This is a genomic window from Mesorhizobium sp. M0751 (assembly GCF_040320265.1).
Lineage (GTDB): Bacteria > Pseudomonadota > Alphaproteobacteria > Rhizobiales > Rhizobiaceae > Mesorhizobium.
In genome coordinates this window covers 118,297-134,140 of record NZ_JAMYPH010000007.1, presented here as the reverse complement: position 1 = coordinate 134,140, position 15,844 = coordinate 118,297, and the positions used below count along the sequence as shown (strand labels likewise).

General features: G+C 63.0%; 13 protein-coding genes. 3 read left to right on the top strand and 10 right to left on the bottom strand.

What is annotated here, in order from left to right; genetic code table 11:
* Nucleotides 1–59 precede the first annotated feature (59 nt).
* Nucleotides 60–317 (top strand): hypothetical protein, encoded by a 258-nt coding sequence (locus NKI19_RS13890; protein ID WP_352565494.1) that lies wholly within the window; start codon nucleotides 60–62, stop codon nucleotides 315–317.
* A 305-nt stretch (nucleotides 318–622) separates the two neighbouring features.
* Here NKI19_RS13890 and NKI19_RS13885 read toward each other — a convergent pair whose 3' ends face one another.
* A complete protein-coding gene (locus tag NKI19_RS13885; protein ID WP_352565496.1) occupies nucleotides 623–1,564 on the bottom strand; it encodes an IS1595 family transposase in 942 nt (313 codons plus the stop codon).
* Nucleotides 1,565–1,716: 152 nt separating this feature from the next.
* Between NKI19_RS13885 and NKI19_RS13880 the strand changes: the two genes are divergently transcribed.
* On the top strand, nucleotides 1,717–3,249 hold the full coding sequence (locus NKI19_RS13880) for a YifB family Mg chelatase-like AAA ATPase (RefSeq protein ID WP_352468148.1): 1,533 nt from the start codon (nucleotides 1,717–1,719) through the stop codon (nucleotides 3,247–3,249).
* A gap of 41 nt (nucleotides 3,250–3,290) precedes the next feature.
* On the opposite strand, the gene NKI19_RS13875 is transcribed toward NKI19_RS13880, so the two are convergent.
* From NKI19_RS13875 to lepA, 9 genes are all read right to left on the bottom strand, one after another.
* Nucleotides 3,291–3,812: a hypothetical protein gene (locus NKI19_RS13875; RefSeq protein WP_352565497.1), complete on the bottom strand. Its 522-nt coding sequence runs from the start codon at nucleotides 3,810–3,812 to the stop codon at nucleotides 3,291–3,293.
* 51 nt (nucleotides 3,813–3,863) lie between these two features.
* A complete protein-coding gene (locus NKI19_RS13870) occupies nucleotides 3,864–4,385 on the bottom strand; it encodes a hypothetical protein (protein WP_352565499.1) in 522 nt (173 codons plus the stop codon).
* Nucleotides 4,386–4,517: 132 nt separating this feature from the next.
* Nucleotides 4,518–6,692, bottom strand: coding sequence for a malate synthase G (locus tag NKI19_RS13865; protein WP_352565501.1), 2,175 nt, complete (start codon nucleotides 6,690–6,692; stop codon nucleotides 4,518–4,520).
* Between the two features lie 303 nt (nucleotides 6,693–6,995).
* Complete coding sequence (locus NKI19_RS13860; protein ID WP_352565503.1) at nucleotides 6,996–9,023, bottom strand: hydantoinase/oxoprolinase N-terminal domain-containing protein; 2,028 nt, start codon at nucleotides 9,021–9,023, stop codon at nucleotides 6,996–6,998.
* A gap of 285 nt (nucleotides 9,024–9,308) precedes the next feature.
* Entirely contained in the window at nucleotides 9,309–10,088 is a 780-nt protein-coding gene (locus tag NKI19_RS13855; RefSeq protein WP_352491155.1) for a hypothetical protein, read from the bottom strand.
* 245 nt (nucleotides 10,089–10,333) lie between these two features.
* The gene (locus NKI19_RS13850) at nucleotides 10,334–10,957 is read right to left on the bottom strand and encodes a CDGSH iron-sulfur domain-containing protein (RefSeq protein ID WP_352491156.1); all 624 of its coding nucleotides are present in this window, start codon (nucleotides 10,955–10,957) and stop codon (nucleotides 10,334–10,336) included.
* A 412-nt stretch (nucleotides 10,958–11,369) separates the two neighbouring features.
* Entirely contained in the window at nucleotides 11,370–11,744 is a 375-nt protein-coding gene (locus tag NKI19_RS13845; RefSeq protein WP_352491157.1) for a hypothetical protein, read from the bottom strand.
* Between the two features lie 291 nt (nucleotides 11,745–12,035).
* Nucleotides 12,036–12,560 carry a hypothetical protein gene (locus NKI19_RS13840; protein ID WP_352491158.1) on the bottom strand — a complete coding sequence of 175 codons (525 nt, stop codon included), beginning with the start codon at nucleotides 12,558–12,560 and terminating at the stop codon, nucleotides 12,036–12,038.
* A 148-nt stretch (nucleotides 12,561–12,708) separates the two neighbouring features.
* Nucleotides 12,709–14,514 carry a translation elongation factor 4 gene (gene lepA, locus NKI19_RS13835; RefSeq protein WP_352565504.1) on the bottom strand — a complete coding sequence of 602 codons (1,806 nt, stop codon included), beginning with the start codon at nucleotides 14,512–14,514 and terminating at the stop codon, nucleotides 12,709–12,711.
* Between the two features lie 158 nt (nucleotides 14,515–14,672).
* On the opposite strand from lepA, the gene NKI19_RS13830 reads away from it, so the two are divergent.
* Entirely contained in the window at nucleotides 14,673–15,758 is a 1,086-nt protein-coding gene (locus tag NKI19_RS13830) for a TadE/TadG family type IV pilus assembly protein (protein WP_352565505.1), read from the top strand.
* Nucleotides 15,759–15,844: the final 86 nt, after the last annotated feature.

Genomic DNA, 15,844 nt, shown 5'->3' with positions numbered 1-15,844 from the left:
TTGCCTACCTTTCTAGCGCATCTCTGCGGCACATTCTCAAAGACCATTGTGACATCACAATGATTGACCTTCTCTGCCTGCCCATGATGCTCCGCGATGGGGTATGGGTGGCTGACAGGCCAAAGAACGCTGTCGTGATCTATGATCACCCGGCCACCAAAAAACGATACAAAGCGGCCATCAAAGTAACGGCGGGAGGCTTCGAGCCGTACGTATCCACATTCCATCGCTTCGGCGATCGACAGCTTGAAGCATTGTTGAAGCGCGGGATAATCCTAGATGGGGTGGCGAGCGGCTGTTTGCCGCTCGCCCAATGAACGCGGTGGGGCCTGCCACGAACCCCACAATATGCGCCTACATCACTGTAGTGCCACGGCCGGCAGAATTTCACCGTGTCGCGCGTCCGAATGGCTTAACTAGTGCCTTTCCCTCCCAAGAGAAGCTGCGGACCCCTTCGCTAAGCGAAGCAATTCTAGCAAACCAGATACGATCTGTGAATCCGGAAAATAAAATAGTCCACTGACCGCTTATGTCTCACCGCTTGTATCGCTTCCGAAACGGTTCTCCCCTCCATAAAGGAAGCTTCAACTGCACCGGTTTGCGGTAGTGTTCTTTTTTGGCATCAATAAGCTTGTCGATAGGTAAGGCGCTTGCCCTTGGCGCCCTTCAAAGCGATGAGCGAACGAACGCTGTCCTCAATGCCCATGGCCGAACGGTTCGAATAGCGGAAATCGAATTCAGCCAGATAGCGGTGCAGATGGTGCTCGGCGCAATGCTGGTAAACGCCTTTCATGCCGCGCTTGAAGATCGAATAGAAGCCTTCCACGGTGTTGGTGTGGACCATGCCGCGAACGTATTCCTCGCGACCGTGGTTGATTTTGCCGTGCGCCGCGAACTCGGGACCGATGTTGTCATACACGCGCGCCTCATCCGACATGAAGACGCTTTCCTTGTGGATGTTGGCGTTGACGATCGGCAGGACGCGGGCAACCGAAGCGCTGTCGATGTGAAACGAGCGGGCAATGCCGCCACGCTCCACAAGCGTAAGCACGGTGTTCTTGTGAGCCGCGCCGGTCCTCTGCTTGGGAACGCCAGCCAGACGGCCAATGTAGGTTTCGTCCACCTCGACAAACTTGCCGTTGCCACCCATGGGCGTGAAGTCATCCGAGCGCATGGCTTCGCGGATGCGGTGCGACAGGAACCACGCGGTCTTGTAGGTGCATTCCAGAACGCGGTGGATCTGGTGCGAGGAAATGCCCTTCTTTGACGAGCACATGAGGTGGATGGCCTGCAACCACTTGTGCAGGGGCAAATGGCTTTCCTCGAAGATCGTGCCCATGCGGACGGTGAACTGGGCACGGCAGGCGGCGCACTTGTAGAGGCCGTGGCGCTCAACGCCGTGCGGGTTCTTCTTGGAAGGCTTCGAGCGGACGCCAGCCAGCTTGTAGTGCTTATCCATTGATCCGCAGTGATGGCAGACCGGGCCCTGCGGCCACAGCATACCCTCTACATGCTCAAATGCGGCGGCTTCGTTATGGAAGTAGGGGCGGGACAAAACGGACATGGCGATAACTCCTTGGAATCGTTATCGCTCATCCCGTTGGGTTTGTCAAATATATAATCGCCCTTCGCCGGAAATCTGTGGTTGTCTCCGGTGACGCCGTTCGCGGCATGATCGCAAAGGCTTGGGGCAAAGCCTGCATCCGGGGTGACGACATGGTGGCGCGGGTTCGCACGGTTGCTTTCCAGGGCATCGAGGCCGTGCCGGTCGACGTGCAGGTGATGATCGCGCCAGGCAAGGTCAACATGCACATCGTCGGGCTGGCCGACAAGGCGGTGGCGGAAAGCCGCGAGCGGGTACAGGCAGCACTGCATGCATCCGGCCTGTCGATGCCGTCGAAGAAGGTCACCGTCAATCTGGCGCCCGCCGACCTGCCCAAGGAAGGCAGCCATTACGATCTGCCGATCGCGCTCGGGCTGATGGCGGCGCTCGGCGCCATTCCGGGCGACATGCTGGCCGGCTATGTCGTGCTTGGCGAATTGTCGCTCGACGGCACCATTGCCGCGGTGGCCGGGGCGCTGCCGGCGGCGATCGGCGCCAATGCCGAAGGCAAAGGCCTGATCTGCCCGTTCGCCTGCGGCCCGGAAGCGGCCTGGGCCGGCAAGGATTTCGACATCTTGGCGCCGCGCAGCCTGATCGCCATCGCCAATCATTTTCGCGGCACGCAGGTCCTGTCGCGGCCGGAAGCCGGCATCCATGCCTCGGCGCGCGACCTGCCCGACCTTGCCGACATCAAGGGGCAAGAGACCGCTAAGCGGGCGCTGGAGGTGGCGGCAGCCGGCGGCCACAATCTTCTGATGGTCGGTCCGCCGGGCTCCGGTAAATCGATGCTGGCGCAGCGGCTGCCGTCGATCCTGCCGCCGCTGGCGCCCAGGGAATTGCTCGAAGTCTCGATGATCGCCTCGGTGGCCGGCGAGCTCGGCGAAGGAAAACTCACCGACCGGCGGCCGTTCCGGGCTCCGCATCATTCGGCCTCGATGGCGGCGATGGTCGGCGGCGGCTTGCGCGTGCGGCCGGGCGAAGCTTCGCTTGCCCATCACGGGGTGCTGTTCCTCGACGAGTTTCCCGAATTCTCGCCGCAGGCGCTCGATGCGCTGCGCCAGCCGCTGGAGACCGGCGACTGCATGATCGCGCGCGCCAATCATCGCGTTACCTATCCGGCGCGTATCCAGCTGGTCGCGGCGATGAACCCGTGCCGTTGCGGCATGGCCGGCGAGCCGGGCTATCGCTGCCTGCGCGGCGACCGCTGCCGCACCGACTACCAGGCCCGCATTTCCGGCCCGCTGCTCGATCGCATCGATCTCAGGATCGAGGTGCCGGCGGTTTCGGCGAGCGATCTGATCCGGCCGGACCGGGCTGAGAAGAGTGCAGCCGTGGCACTGCGCGTCGCTCGTGCCCGTACGATCCAGCGCGAGCGCTTCGAGCGGCTCGGCGCGACCTCCGCCACCACCAACGCGCATTGCTCGCCGTCGGTCATCGAGGAGATCGCCATGCCCGATGCCGCCGGCCTGTCGCTGCTCAGGGACGCCAGCGAAAAGCTCGGCTTTTCCGCGCGCGCCTATCACCGCGTCTTGAAGGTGGCACGGACGCTGGCCGATCTCGAGGCCAGCGAAACGGTCGGCCGCATCCATCTGGCCGAAGCGATTTCCTACCGCATGAGCTCGGAACGAATGGCACAAGCGGCGTAGGAGCGTCCCGTCCTGCGGCCGAACACGACAAAGAGCTCTGGTCAATTCCCGATACGAATTCCGATTTCTTTCGCTTCAAGATCAACAAGTAAACTATTCGTTTCAAAATACCGTATGCCAATGATGTTGTGGGCGATCGTTGGAGAGAATTCCAACTCGGATCTGTATGACGTGTCGAACTTCCACTCCCCCAGCATCGCGATTTTTACCGCCACTCTGGTCCCGACATCCATTGATCCGCCCGAATCTTTTGGCGGGCTGTCCGCTATTACGATTGTCGAATTTCCCGTGTCGTAAAGCGTCGGCCGGCAAGTTGTCTTTTCTCTCAACAGTATACATGAACCTATGGTTGGGAAATTATAGCGATCGCTAGCGGTTTTCCATTTATCCATATTGAACCCGCTTTTCACGCTGTCCGATATCCCAATGTGAAGTGCCTTAACTGCCGGGCAATTCGCCTCCTCGTTCGTGCAAGCTCTCCAATCGGCTCCTACCGGAGAAAGATAATACCCCTTTCGCAAGCCATTTCTGGGACTCACGGCATCCATCGGGGATTTCAGCATTTGATTTGGTCCACCACCCCCAATAGGAGAAATGCCAAAAATTCCTTTTGGTCAGAGCCGGCCACCGACAATTTCACCTGTGCTGCGTCTGACCTCCTTATAGCGAATAAGGAAGGGGATGGATGCCTCGGTGGAGATGGAAGAGCCTCGGGAGCCGAAAGTCACTCGGGCCAACGCAACATTTCCGTACTCGTCGTAGGTTCCGTAATTCATGACGGCTTTTTGGGTGGTAACAGTTATCCCATCCCGTTCCAGATCTTTCGTGATTTTTATTCCTTCGACGGAACACAGCTTCTTGGGAAGCACAGAAGCACAGTCGATCGTCATGCCACTGGATCCGGTATCCAATAAGAGCGGTTGATTTACTTTTCGGTTACCAAGGGACAGCACCTTAACATACAACATCCGGATATTGGGTGGATTTCCCGGGTACTCCAATTTTATCAGAGGAACAGCTAATGGCACCTCTTCCGTAGCCTGGGTCGGCAGCGAATTGAATAGCAATGCTTCCCAAATGACTATTATCGATACAAAGAATTTTCTGACGTTTAGTTCAGACCTGTTGTTGCTCATTTGGCCCCTGAGAAATTCGTCGCACGTTGTCGTGGCGGTATCCAGTCACGCTCACCCCACCCTACAGTACATTGTTCAAATATTTAATGCCTGAGGATCCGCGACCGTTCACAGCCTGACTGTCATAGGTTTTTATCCCGCCTGCTCTTTCGCTTTCAGTTCCAGCCGCCGCTTATGCAGCACCGGCTCGGTGTAGCCGTTGGGCTGGACGCGGCCTTTGAAGACGAGGTCGCAGGCGGCGAGGAAGGCGATGGACTTGTCGAAATCCGGTGCCATCGGCCGGTAGAGCGGATCGCCTTCGTTCTGGCGGTCGACGATCGCCGCCATGCGTTTCATCGTCTCCATCACCTGCGCGGGCGTGCAGACGCCGTGATGCAGCCAGTTGGCGATGTGCTGCGAGGAGATGCGCAGCGTGGCGCGGTCCTCCATCAGGCCGACATCGTGAATGTCGGGCACCTTGGAGCAGCCGACGCCCTGGTCGATCCAGCGCACGACATAGCCCAGAATGCCTTGTGCGTTGTTGTCGAGTTCCTTCTGGATGTCTTCAGGCGACCAGTTCGGCCGCCTTGCCACCGGCACCGACAGGATGTCGTCGAGCCTGGCCCTGGGCCGGCTTTTCAGCGCCTGCTGCACGGCGTGGACGTCGACCTTGTGGTAGTGCGTGGCGTGCAGGGTTGCCGCCGTGGGCGATGGCACCCAGGCGGTATTGGCGCCGGCCTTGGGGTGCGCGATTTTCTCGGCCAGCATCGCCGCCATCAGGTCGGGCATCGCCCACATGCCCTTGCCGATCTGGGCGTGGCCGGCCAGTCCGCATTCCAGCCCGGTATCGACGTTCCAGGCCTCGTAGGCGGCAATCCAGGCGGCCTGCTTCATGTCGCCCTTGCGGATCATCGGGCCGGCTTCCATCGAGGTGTGGATCTCGTCGCCGGTGCGGTCGAGGAAGCCGGTGTTGATGAAGACGATGCGGTCTTTCGCGGCGCGGATCGCCTCCTTGAGGTTGACGGTGGTGCGCCGCTCCTCGTCCATGATGCCCATCTTGATGGTGTTTTTGGCCATGCCGAGCAGCGCTTCGACGCGGTCGAAAATCTCGACGGCGAAGGCGACTTCGTCGGGCCCGTGCATCTTGGGCTTTACAATGTACATCGAGCCGGCGCGGGAGTTGGCGCGGCGCCCGTTCACGCCGATGTCGTGCAGCGCGATCAGCGCCGTCAGCGCCGCATCCATGATGCCTTCCGGCACCTCGTTGCCGTCGCGGTCTGATATCGCCGGATTGGTCATGAGGTGGCCGACGTTCCTGACCAGCATCAGCGAGCGGCCGGGCAAGGTCAGCGTGCCGCCATCCGGCGCAGTGTAAGTACGGTCGGGGTTGAGCCTCCGGACAAAGCTCTTGCCGGCCTTGGTGATCTCCTCCGCCAAGTCGCCCTTCATCAGGCCGAGCCAGTTGCGGTAGACCAGCACCTTATCCTCGGCATCGACGGCCGCCACCGAATCCTCGCAGTCCTGGATGGTGGTCAGCGCCGATTCCAGCACGACATCGGCAATGCCGGCCGGATCGGTGCGGCCGATCTGGTTGTTGTGGTCGACAATGATTTCGATGTGCAGGCCGTTCTTGACCAAAAGGACGGCTTCGGGGTCGGCGGCATCGCCGCGATAGCCGGCAAACTGCTTGAGGTCGGCAAGCGTGGTGGCGCCGGCACCCTCGCCCAGCCGCAACATGCCGTTGGCGACCGAAAGCCCGTTGACCCCCGCCCATTTGCCTGTCGTGAGCGGCACCGCCTCGTCGAAGAAGCTTTTCACCCAGGCGACGACCTTGGCGCCGCGCGCTGGATTGAATTTGTTGCCCTTCTCGGCGCCGTCCGTCTCCGGAATGGCATCGGTGCCGTAGAGCGCATCGTACAGCGAGCCCCAGCGCGCATTGGCGGCATTCAGCGCATAACGCGCGTTCATCACCGGCACCACCAGTTGCGGCCCGGCGACCGAAGCGATTTCCGGGTCGACATTTTCGGTCGTCACGCCGAAGGCCGGCCCCTCGGGCAGGAGATAGCCGATCTCGCGGAGGAAGCTCTTGTAGGCCTCCATGTCGACGGGCGCGCCATTGTCGCGATACCAGCGGTCGAGCTTGTCCTGCATGGCATCGCGCTTATCGAGCAGCGCCCGGTTTTTTGGCGAGAGATCATGGACGATCGCCGAAAAGCCGTTCCAGAATGCCCCAGCCTCGATGCCGGTGCCCGGCAGCGCCTCGTTCACGACGAAATCATGAAGCTCGCGGGCAATCCGCAATCCGGCGATCTCGACGCGATCGGTCATCAGGGCTTCTCCAAGGCTTGGCCGGGTTGCCGGCACCGGGGCGTTTGACATGCCATGGCTACAGGGTCAATTCGCTTAGGCCGAAGGTAGGGCATTTTCGCCGCTGGCCAAAGCTGCCAATCTCCCCCCTTGTGGGGGAGATGCCCGGTAGGGCAGAGGGGGGCGTGAAGGATCGCGGACCTTGTCATTTACGACCAGCCGCAAGTCTGAGGGCACAACAGCAAACGACTGAGAGGTCGGCGGGACAGCGCCCCCCTCTGGCCTGCCGGCCATCTCCCCCACGAGGGGGGAGATCGACTGAACCTACACCGCAATCCTTGGCCGTCCCGACGCCACCGCCACGACATGCGCCTCGATGAACATGCGCTGGCCCTCTACGGTGGAGACGCGGAATTCGCTGGCGATTTCGATCTCGGCGCTGTCGGTGCCGGCGTCCTTCGCCCGCCCGGCGGCGATGGCGCGCACGTCTTTCTCCGCCGCGGCGATCGCCGCCGCCTCGTCGTTGAAATCGCGCACGCTTTCGCCTGAGGCGACGCGGAACAGCCCTTCCTTGGGCTGGCTGACCCGCGCCTCGGCCGATACCCGGACCTGGCCGACGACGGCGCCGAGCGCGTTGGCGACGTCAGTATCCTCGGGCACCACGCATCGATTGCCGACCAGCTCGGCCAGGCCGGCATAATGCAGCGGCGCCGAGGCGCCGAGGCCGATCACCGGACGGTCGAGCGCGACGCTGAGGCGAGCGATGCCAGGATGCGCATCGACGGCGCGCTGGACCAGGGCATGAGCGACGGTCGCGGCGCCATCCAGCCCATCCTCGGCAAAGGCGGTTTCGAGGATGACTTCGGCCGACAGACGGGTCAGCGCGGTCAGCACCCGTTCCGAGATCGCCTCCGGCGAGGCGGCGATGAACTGGCCGCGGCCGTCACGCCTGCGCGCGAACAGCTCGGCACCCAGACGCGCCGCGGCCGGATCCCAATTGGCCTGCCTGCCCAGCACATGCGCGGCGTCCGACGGCGTGAAGCCTGCGATATGCACCAGCCCGCGGGACACCAGCCGGTTCAAGGTGGCGTTCTGGGCATTCGAGGTCAGCAACCTGTCGAGAGCCAGCGGCACGGCACCAATCAGCTCATAGAGTTTCGCCTCTGCGCCGGTCAGGCCGGCCGCCAGACGCTCCGGCACCCCGGTGCGCACCGCGAGGCGGCCATCCATGCGGCCCGGATTGGGCGCGCGCAGCTGGCGTTCGAGCTCTGCTGTGACGGCCTCGCCATGCATCAAGCCGGCCAGCGCCAGCGGCACCAGGCGGCGCGGCCCGAGCAGGATCTTCGGGCTGAGCACGCCGTCCTCCAGCGCCACTTCGGAATCGCCGCCGAGGCCAAAAGTGCGCATGGCGACGGCTTCGACCATGGTGCGGAAACCGCCGACGGTGGCGCCTTCCGGATCGAGCCGCGGCCGGCCCTTGTCGAGCACGGCAACGTCGGTGGTGGTGCCGCCGATATCGGAGACCACGGCATCGTCGAGGCCGGTCATGTGGCGGGCGCCGACAAGGCTGGCCGCCGGGCCGGACAGGATGGTCTCGATCGGCCGCTGGCGGGCAAAGGCGGCCGAGACCAAGGCGCCGTCGCCGCGCACGACCATCAGCGGGGCGGCGATGTTGCGCGCGGCCAAAAAGCCTTCGGTCGCCGCGACCAGCCGGTCGATCATCGAGATCAGGCGGGCGTTGAGCAGCGTCGTCAGCGCCCGGCGCGGGCCGCCGAGCTTGGCCGAAAGCTCGTGGCTGGCGGTGACCGGCAGCCCGGTCTTTTCGCGGATGAGGTCGCGGGCGGCAAGCTCGTGCGCCGGGTTGCGGGTGGCGAAATAGGCGCAGACCGCAAAGCCGGACACCGACTTTTCCAGTTCCGGCAGCGCCGCCTCCAGCCCGGAAAGATCGAGCTTTGCCGCATTGCCGTGCACGTCGTGGCCGCCGGCGCAGAACACCACCGGGTCGGTGCCGAGCGCCGCCCTCAGCCCGTCGCGGGCCAGGTCGCCCTCGGCAAAGCCGATCATCACAAGTGCGACCCGCCCGCCCTGGCCCTCGACCAGCGCATTGGTGGCCAGCGTCGTCGACATCGACACCAGTTTTATCGCAGTCGGGTCGGTGCCGGCCTTTTGCAGCACCGCATCGACCGCGCCCGATATGCCGACCGCCAGGTCGTGGCGCGTGGTCAGCGCCTTGGCCTTGGCCAGCACTTTTCCGCCGGGGCCGCCGGCTTCCGACCACAGCACCGCGTCGGTATAGGTGCCGCCGGTGTCGATGCCGAGGAACAGGGGGGAGGGTTTGGTCTTGGCGGTCATATTTGGGTCCGGAGAATTCGTCACCGCCCCTTAGCGGATACCGGCCGATCGATAAAGCCGTGATGGCTGGGCCAAGCTGCGATCTCCCCCCTCGAGGGGGAGATGTCGCCGAAGGCGACAGAGGGGGTCGGTACGTCCTGATGCGGCCCTCCTGTCGCCGACGGAGGGCGATGGCGCTCCACGCGCAACGACCCCCTCTGGCCTGCCGGCCATCTCCCCCTCGAGGGGGGAGATTGGCAGCTTGGCCGCCTACCCCACAAGAAAAGGCTTGTTGGCCGAATAGGGCTACGCCCCCGGCGAGCCTTCGAGCGGCCTGCCGACAGAAGCGATGGGCCGTTCGCGGCAGAAATACAAGATCGTCAGCATCACCGCGACAAGCAGGATGGCATAGTAGATCGACACGCGGGCATAGAGCTCCGCCTTTTCCACCGGGAACGAACGGCCCTGGCTGGCGGCGCGCGCCACCATCGAGGCAACCAGTGCGTCGCGGGAGAAGATCAGGTTTATCGCGGTCAATGGCAGGACCGAGGCGAACAGCAGGGCATTGCAGAGCTTCGCCTTGGGCTCGAACCGCAACAGCATCACGCCACACCAACTGTATACGGCGCTGTAAAGCGCAACGGCCGCGGTCTTCAGCGGCGTGTCCTCCACCATGAAAAGGAACGGCGCGCCGTCGTCTGGTCCGGTGAGGCGCAGCAGGTACCAAATCCCGGACAGGACACCAAGCGTGCCAAGCAACAGATTGGCCCATTGTCGCTGGCCGGCCGACTGCTCCATCTGCGCATAGGACAGCAGCCATTCGCCCACCGAGACGTTTGCCACCCGTACAAGGCTGAACAGGATCAGCGAAAGGACCTGCCGTGCCGCCCATGACGCCGGCTGGCCAAGAACGGTCTCGGCAATGCCGGGAAACAGCTGGTCGGCCAGGACGACGGCGGCATTTACCCAGACGTAATCGATACAAAGGCTGAGAAACAGCAAGACATATTTGCGCAATTTGAAGTCCCCAAGCCCGACGAACCGCCACTCCGGCACATGCACGCACCGGTAGCAAAGATCTAACATCAACCGGGCTCAGTTGTCGAAGGCCGATATTGGCGGCGAGCGCTTTGCCGCGACGCCTAATCTCCCCCCTCGAGGGGGAGATGTCGCCGAAGACGACAGAGGGGGTCGGTAATGTCCTGACGCGACGCCCTCTCTGCAAAGGAAGTCGTCCTTTTTGCGAAGAAGAAGCCGGCGCTCCACGCGCAACGACCCCCTCTGGCCTGCCGGCCATCTCCCCCTCGAGGGGGGAGATCCGCAGCGTCAACCTACCCGACAAACCCCACACGCTTGTGGCTGCCATCGCAAAACGGCTTGTTCGCCGAATGGCCGCAGCGGCAGAGGAAGGCGCGTTGCGTACGGTCGACGGTGTGGCCGGTGCCGGTGACGATTTCGACATTGCCTTCGAGCTTGAGCGGGCCGTTGGTCGTCGGCGTCACCGTCAGCGGCCCATCCCGCGCTTCCAGCGCCGGCGTATCCTTCAGCGGCGGCTCGCCGGTGGCGGTGAAGCCCGCCTTGGCGTGGCTGCCGTCGCAGAACGGCTTGTTTTCCGAGGCGCCGCAGCGGCACAGCGTGGCGCGGAAAACCGATTCGCCGCCCAGCACGATCTCGGCATGGACGGCCAGCGGGCCGTTTTCCCTTATGCGCACGGTGTTGACCACCGGCGGCTGTTCCTGCGGCCCGCCATCCTTGCGGACATAGGTGATGGCGCCGGACGGGCAGGCTTCGGCGAGCGCCACGATCTTCTCGACGCTGGCCGCCTCGGGGTGGATCCACTGCCCGGGCGCGTTGGGCACGAAGACATGGGGATCGCCAAGCACGCAATTGCGCGAATGGATGCAGCGCTTTCCGGCAAAGCCGACATCGATCTTCTCGCCTTCGACTACGGCCATGGACGCATCTCCTTGCTGATGCCTCACGCTATGGCGGCGGCCCGGACGGCGTCAAGGCAGCCTCTCGAGAATCGGGGGCAAAGCGCGGCGGGGGAGCGAATTCGCTTTTTTGCCGCCGCGCCACATTTTGTTCTTGCTTTGTGCCGGCAGCTATGCTACTAATTTGGGTATGGTGCCAATTGGCTCCAAGGACCCGCCCACCGAGGCGGGTTTTTTGTTTCTCAGCTTTGAATTCCGGTGTTGCCGGCCTGCAGGACGGCCCTCTCCCCCCTCGAGGGGGAGATGGCCGCGCAGCGGCCAGAGGGGGTCGGCACGACCGGACTCGGCCTACTACTGCAGAACAGGTTGGCGCTCTATGCGCGGCCCTGTCGCCTTTGGCGACATCTCCCCCTCAAGGGGGAGATCTGCCAACTCACGGCACCAGGTCGATTTCCTCGGTCTCGCCGCCGCTGCAGGTGTAGCAGCAATCGTCGCATTTTTCCGTGTTGCCGGGGCCAACGCCCCAATAGGTGTTCTCGTCGCCGTCGACCCAGGCGCCGTAGCAGATCGATTCGCCGTCATTGCAGGACAGCGGGATCGACTTGGTCTCGCCGTCGTTGAGATAATAATCCTGATTGTTGCCCGGCCAGACATGGTCGCGCTCCTGGCTGTAGAGCTCGACGCGCATGGCGTTGGGATGGCTGTTCCTGATCTCGAAAGTGACATCACCGGCATGCGCGACGGGCGCAAACAAGGCGGCAAGGCAAAGCGCCGCGGCAGCGCGGCGCGCGAAAGCGTAAGACGACATTGCAATTCCCCCCGGAACGAAACGGCCTGTCCGGCCGCGAGGGGGAACATGGCATGGCGGCTAAACGGGTGGAAGAGGCGATTGCGGCATTTTGCGTAGCGAAAGGCGCACCGTTGCTAAGCAAGTCCCCTCTCCGGTTTGCTTCGCAAACCACCTCTCCCCACTCCGTGGGGCGAGGAACCCAAGTCTTGCGAGGGCGCAGCTTCGGCGATTGGCGTTTCCTCGCCCCCATTCTTGATGGGGGAGAGGTGGTTTGCGAAGCAAACCGGAGAGGGGGCAGTCCGACCGGGCTCAACGGCCAGGCTTCAGCAGCGTCCAGATCCAGCCGATGAATGTGAGAACCAGGAAGGGATATCCGGCAGCGGGCAGCGGCACCGAGGTCGGCAGCAAAGGCGCGTCCCACAGGATCAGGCCCACTGAGACGACAAACAGCACAGCCGCCACGACAGCGGTAAGCCGCATCCACAGGGCGAAGGTTTTCGGCGCGCTGACCATAACCAGCGCCGCCGCCCAGAGCGAGATACCCCCGACATAGGAGGGAACGCTGGCCTCAAGCCCCGCCGCATTGCCGGCGAGCAGCAGGCTTTCGCCGGCGAGAAAGGTCAAAAATCCGGCCGCCACCCAGTCATTGCCCAGCCGCTGATACTTCATCGTCAACAGCGCGGTCGCCACCACGAGCGCCACGCCGTCGATCGTCCAGAGCGTTTCGCGAAGGGCGGCGCTCGCCACGAAGGTGCCGGCGAGGCCCAGAGCGCCGCCGATGGCGAGGCCGATCGCGGCGATAACGTCGGAGATAGCAGGGCTGGCGGGACGCATCGAGACCTCCCTTTCCAAGCTCAAGGATACTTCAAGACGGGACGTTCTCCAATGGCGGCCCGCTGCCTAGAGCGAAGGGCATTGGCCGGCGCGTATTTGATCGCATCGGGAGGCGGTTCGGTCAGCTCGAAATCGGGAACGGCCCCGCTCAATCCCCCATCTTCAAGGCCTGGATAAACGCCTCCTGGGGAATATCCACCTTGCCGAACTGGCGCATCCGCTTCTTGCCCTCTTTCTGCTTGTCGAGCAGCTTGCGTTTGCGTGAGACGTCGCCGCCGTAGCATTTGGCGGTGACGTCCTTGCGCAGCGCCGAGATCGTTTCGCGGGCGATGACCTTGCCGCCGATCGCCGCCTGGATCGGGATCTTGAACAGATGGTGCGGGATCAGCTCCTTCAGCTTCTCGCACATCTGGCGGCCGCGCTTTTCCGCCGCCGTGCGGTGGACCAGCATCGACAGCGCGTCGACCGGCTCTTCATTGACCAGGATCGACATTTTCACCAGGTCGCCCTCGCGATAGTCGGTGAGGTGATAGTCGAAGGAGGCATAGCCCTTGGAGATCGACTTCAGCCGGTCGTAGAAATCGAAGACCACCTCGTTGAGCGGCAAATCGTAAATCAGCATGGCGCGCTTGCCGACATAGGACAGGTCCGCCTGGATGCCGCGGCGGTCCTGGCAGAGCTTCAGGATACCGCCGAGATAGTCGTCCGGGGTGAGGATGGTGGCGCGGATCCATGGCTCCTCGATAGCCGAGATCTTGACCACGTCGGGCATGTCGGCCGGGTTGTGCAGTTCCTTGACCGTGCCGTCGTTGAGCAGCAGGCGGTAGACGACGCTCGGCGCGGTGGCGATGAGGTCGAGGTTGAACTCGCGCTCCAGCCGCTCCTGGATGATCTCCAGATGAAGCAAGCCGAGGAAGCCGCAGCGATAGCCGAAGCCGAGCGCGGCACTGGTTTCCATTTCAAAGGAGAAAGAGGCGTCGTTGAGGCGCAGCTTGCCGACAGCGGCGCGCAGGTCTTCGAAATCGGCGGCGTCGACCGGAAACAGGCCGCAGAACACCACCGGCTGCGCCGGCTTGAAGCCGGGCAGGGCTTGTGCCGTCGGCCGCTTGTCCTCGGTGATGGTGTCGCCGACGCGGGTGTCGGCCACTTCCTTGATCGAGCCGGTGAAGAAGCCGAACTCGCCGGGGCCGAGCTCGTCGACATTGATGCGGGCGGGCGTGAAGACGCCGGTGCGCTCGACCAGGTATCTGGCGCCGGTGCCCATCATGCGGATGGTCTGGCCCTTCTTCAGCACGCCGTCGATGATGCGCACCAGCACGATGACGCCGAGATAGGCGTCGTACCAGCTATCGACCAGCATCGCCTTCAGCGGAGCCGCAATGTCGCCCTCGCGCGGCGGCGGAAGATCGTTGACGATGGCTTCGAGCACATCGGGAATGCCGAGCCCGGTCTTGGCCGAGATCAGCACGGCATTGGAGGCGTCGATGCCGATCACCTCCTCGACCTGCTCGCGGATGCGCTCGGGCTCGGCCGCCGGCAGGTCGACCTTGTTCAGCACCACGACGATCTCGTGGTTGTTGTCGATCGCCTGGTAGACATTGGCCAGCGTCTGCGCCTCGACGCCTTGCGAGGCATCGACGACCAGCAGCGAACCCTCGCAGGCGGCCAGCGAGCGCGACACTTCATAGGCGAAGTCGACATGGCCGGGCGTGTCGATCAGGTTGAGGATATAGTCCTGCCCATTGTTGGCGTGGTACTTCAGCCGCACCGTCTGCGCCTTGATGGTGATGCCGCGCTCGCGCTCGATGTCCATCGAGTCCAGCACCTGCTCCTTCATGTCGCGCAGCTCCAGCCCGCCGGTCGACTGGATCAGCCGGTCGGCAAGCGTGGATTTGCCATGGTCGATATGGGCAACGATGGAGAAGTTGCGGATGTTCTTGATCGGCGTGGTCATGCGGCGCGCTTTAGCAGGGGCACGGTATATCGGCAAGCGGCGGGGCGCGGGTGCGGCGGCAAGGCGGCAAAGTCGTTAAACTTTGATCCATGAGATTAGAGCATAGTTCGCGCCCGGCGTGATAGCCCACTGGCCTATCGCCGTTTCGGGGGGTCGGAATGCCGCTGTCAGCATGCAAATTTCTCAGATCGGTGAGTGGCTCGTTCGCGCCATTGCTCGCCATCCTGCTTATCCCGATGGTTGCCGCATTGGGTTTTTCCGTCGACTATACCTCTGCGGTTTCAACCAGGGCCTCGATGCAGAACGCGCTCGATGCAGCGTCGCTGTCGATCACGACGCTGGAGACGACCACGACGTTGGCGGACCGCCAGGTGAAGCTGCAGGAGGCATACCTGGCCAATGGCGGGCAAGGCACTGCCAAGCTCGACAGCTTCGTCGTCGCCACCGACGGCGCCGCCAGCATCAAGGCTTCGGCCGGCTTTGCCATGCCGACGAGTTTCATGCAGATCGTCAAGATCAACACGGTGCAGGTCGGCGTCGCGTCGGGAGTGACCAAGAGGCCGGCACTGGTGGAGGCTACGTTCAAGGTCGACAAGATCTCGGGCTGGTGGGACAAGACGGTGACGCTCTACGGCACGAAATCCGGGGACACGGTGGCCAACAAGCTGATGAGGATTTCCTACGCCTACAACAGGTTTGGCGATCCGAAAGGCTACGGAACCTCCTCTGTGTACACGATCAATGGAACGACGGAGACGCTGGTCCAGAAACAAGTATGCACGACCACCACGGTGCTCAGCTTCTACGGCTTGCCCACGGGCACAATCACCCAGATCAGCGGCACCAGGAAATACGCAACCACCTGCGTCAACACGATGTATCCCGCGACCGGCGCCGGTGCGGTGATCGACGTGAAGGACATGGATAACCTGTCTCTGGAGATGAAGATTCCGAATCCCAATCCTGGTCTTGGCGGCGGCTACCTGGAGACGGGCACGAAAACAACCCTGCGATCGGACGATCCGGTAACCTCCGACCGATTGTTCATCGACAAGGTCAAGACGCTAGCCAACACGACTGTCGACATCTTTACGGCCGTGCCGTGCGGCATCACCAGCAGTCAAGCGTGGGAAGACGGCGGGTCACTTACCAACAACACCATCGACGACGCGGATTTCTCCTATTTTGTGACCGGCAAGTGCGCCTTCAACAAGCGGCCTTCGGAGACCGTGCTTACACAATAGACGAGGCGACATCCGATCTCCCCCCGCGTGGGGGAGATGGCCGGCAGGCCAGAGGGGGGGCGCTGTCCCGCGGCCCTCGTAATCTG

Bases quoted from the DNA above. Each gene is read 5' to 3' on its own strand.
- NKI19_RS13890 (WP_352565494.1), top strand. From the start codon at position 60: ATGATTGACCTTCTCTGCCTGCCCATGATGCTCCGCGATGGGGTATGG.
- NKI19_RS13885 (WP_352565496.1), bottom strand. From the start codon at position 1,564: ATGTCCGTTTTGTCCCGCCCCTACTTCCATAACGAAGCCGCCGCATTT.
- NKI19_RS13880 (WP_352468148.1), top strand. From the start codon at position 1,717: ATGGTGGCGCGGGTTCGCACGGTTGCTTTCCAGGGCATCGAGGCCGTG.
- NKI19_RS13875 (WP_352565497.1), bottom strand. From the start codon at position 3,812: ATGCTGAAATCCCCGATGGATGCCGTGAGTCCCAGAAATGGCTTGCGA.
- NKI19_RS13870 (WP_352565499.1), bottom strand. From the start codon at position 4,385: ATGAGCAACAACAGGTCTGAACTAAACGTCAGAAAATTCTTTGTATCG.
- NKI19_RS13865 (WP_352565501.1), bottom strand. From the start codon at position 6,692: ATGACCGATCGCGTCGAGATCGCCGGATTGCGGATTGCCCGCGAGCTT.
- NKI19_RS13860 (WP_352565503.1), bottom strand. From the start codon at position 9,023: ATGACCGCCAAGACCAAACCCTCCCCCCTGTTCCTCGGCATCGACACC.
- NKI19_RS13855 (WP_352491155.1), bottom strand. From the start codon at position 10,088: ATGTTAGATCTTTGCTACCGGTGCGTGCATGTGCCGGAGTGGCGGTTC.
- NKI19_RS13850 (WP_352491156.1), bottom strand. From the start codon at position 10,957: ATGGCCGTAGTCGAAGGCGAGAAGATCGATGTCGGCTTTGCCGGAAAG.
- NKI19_RS13845 (WP_352491157.1), bottom strand. From the start codon at position 11,744: ATGTCGTCTTACGCTTTCGCGCGCCGCGCTGCCGCGGCGCTTTGCCTT.
- NKI19_RS13840 (WP_352491158.1), bottom strand. From the start codon at position 12,560: ATGCGTCCCGCCAGCCCTGCTATCTCCGACGTTATCGCCGCGATCGGC.
- lepA (WP_352565504.1), bottom strand. From the start codon at position 14,514: ATGACCACGCCGATCAAGAACATCCGCAACTTCTCCATCGTTGCCCAT.
- NKI19_RS13830 (WP_352565505.1), top strand. From the start codon at position 14,673: ATGCCGCTGTCAGCATGCAAATTTCTCAGATCGGTGAGTGGCTCGTTC.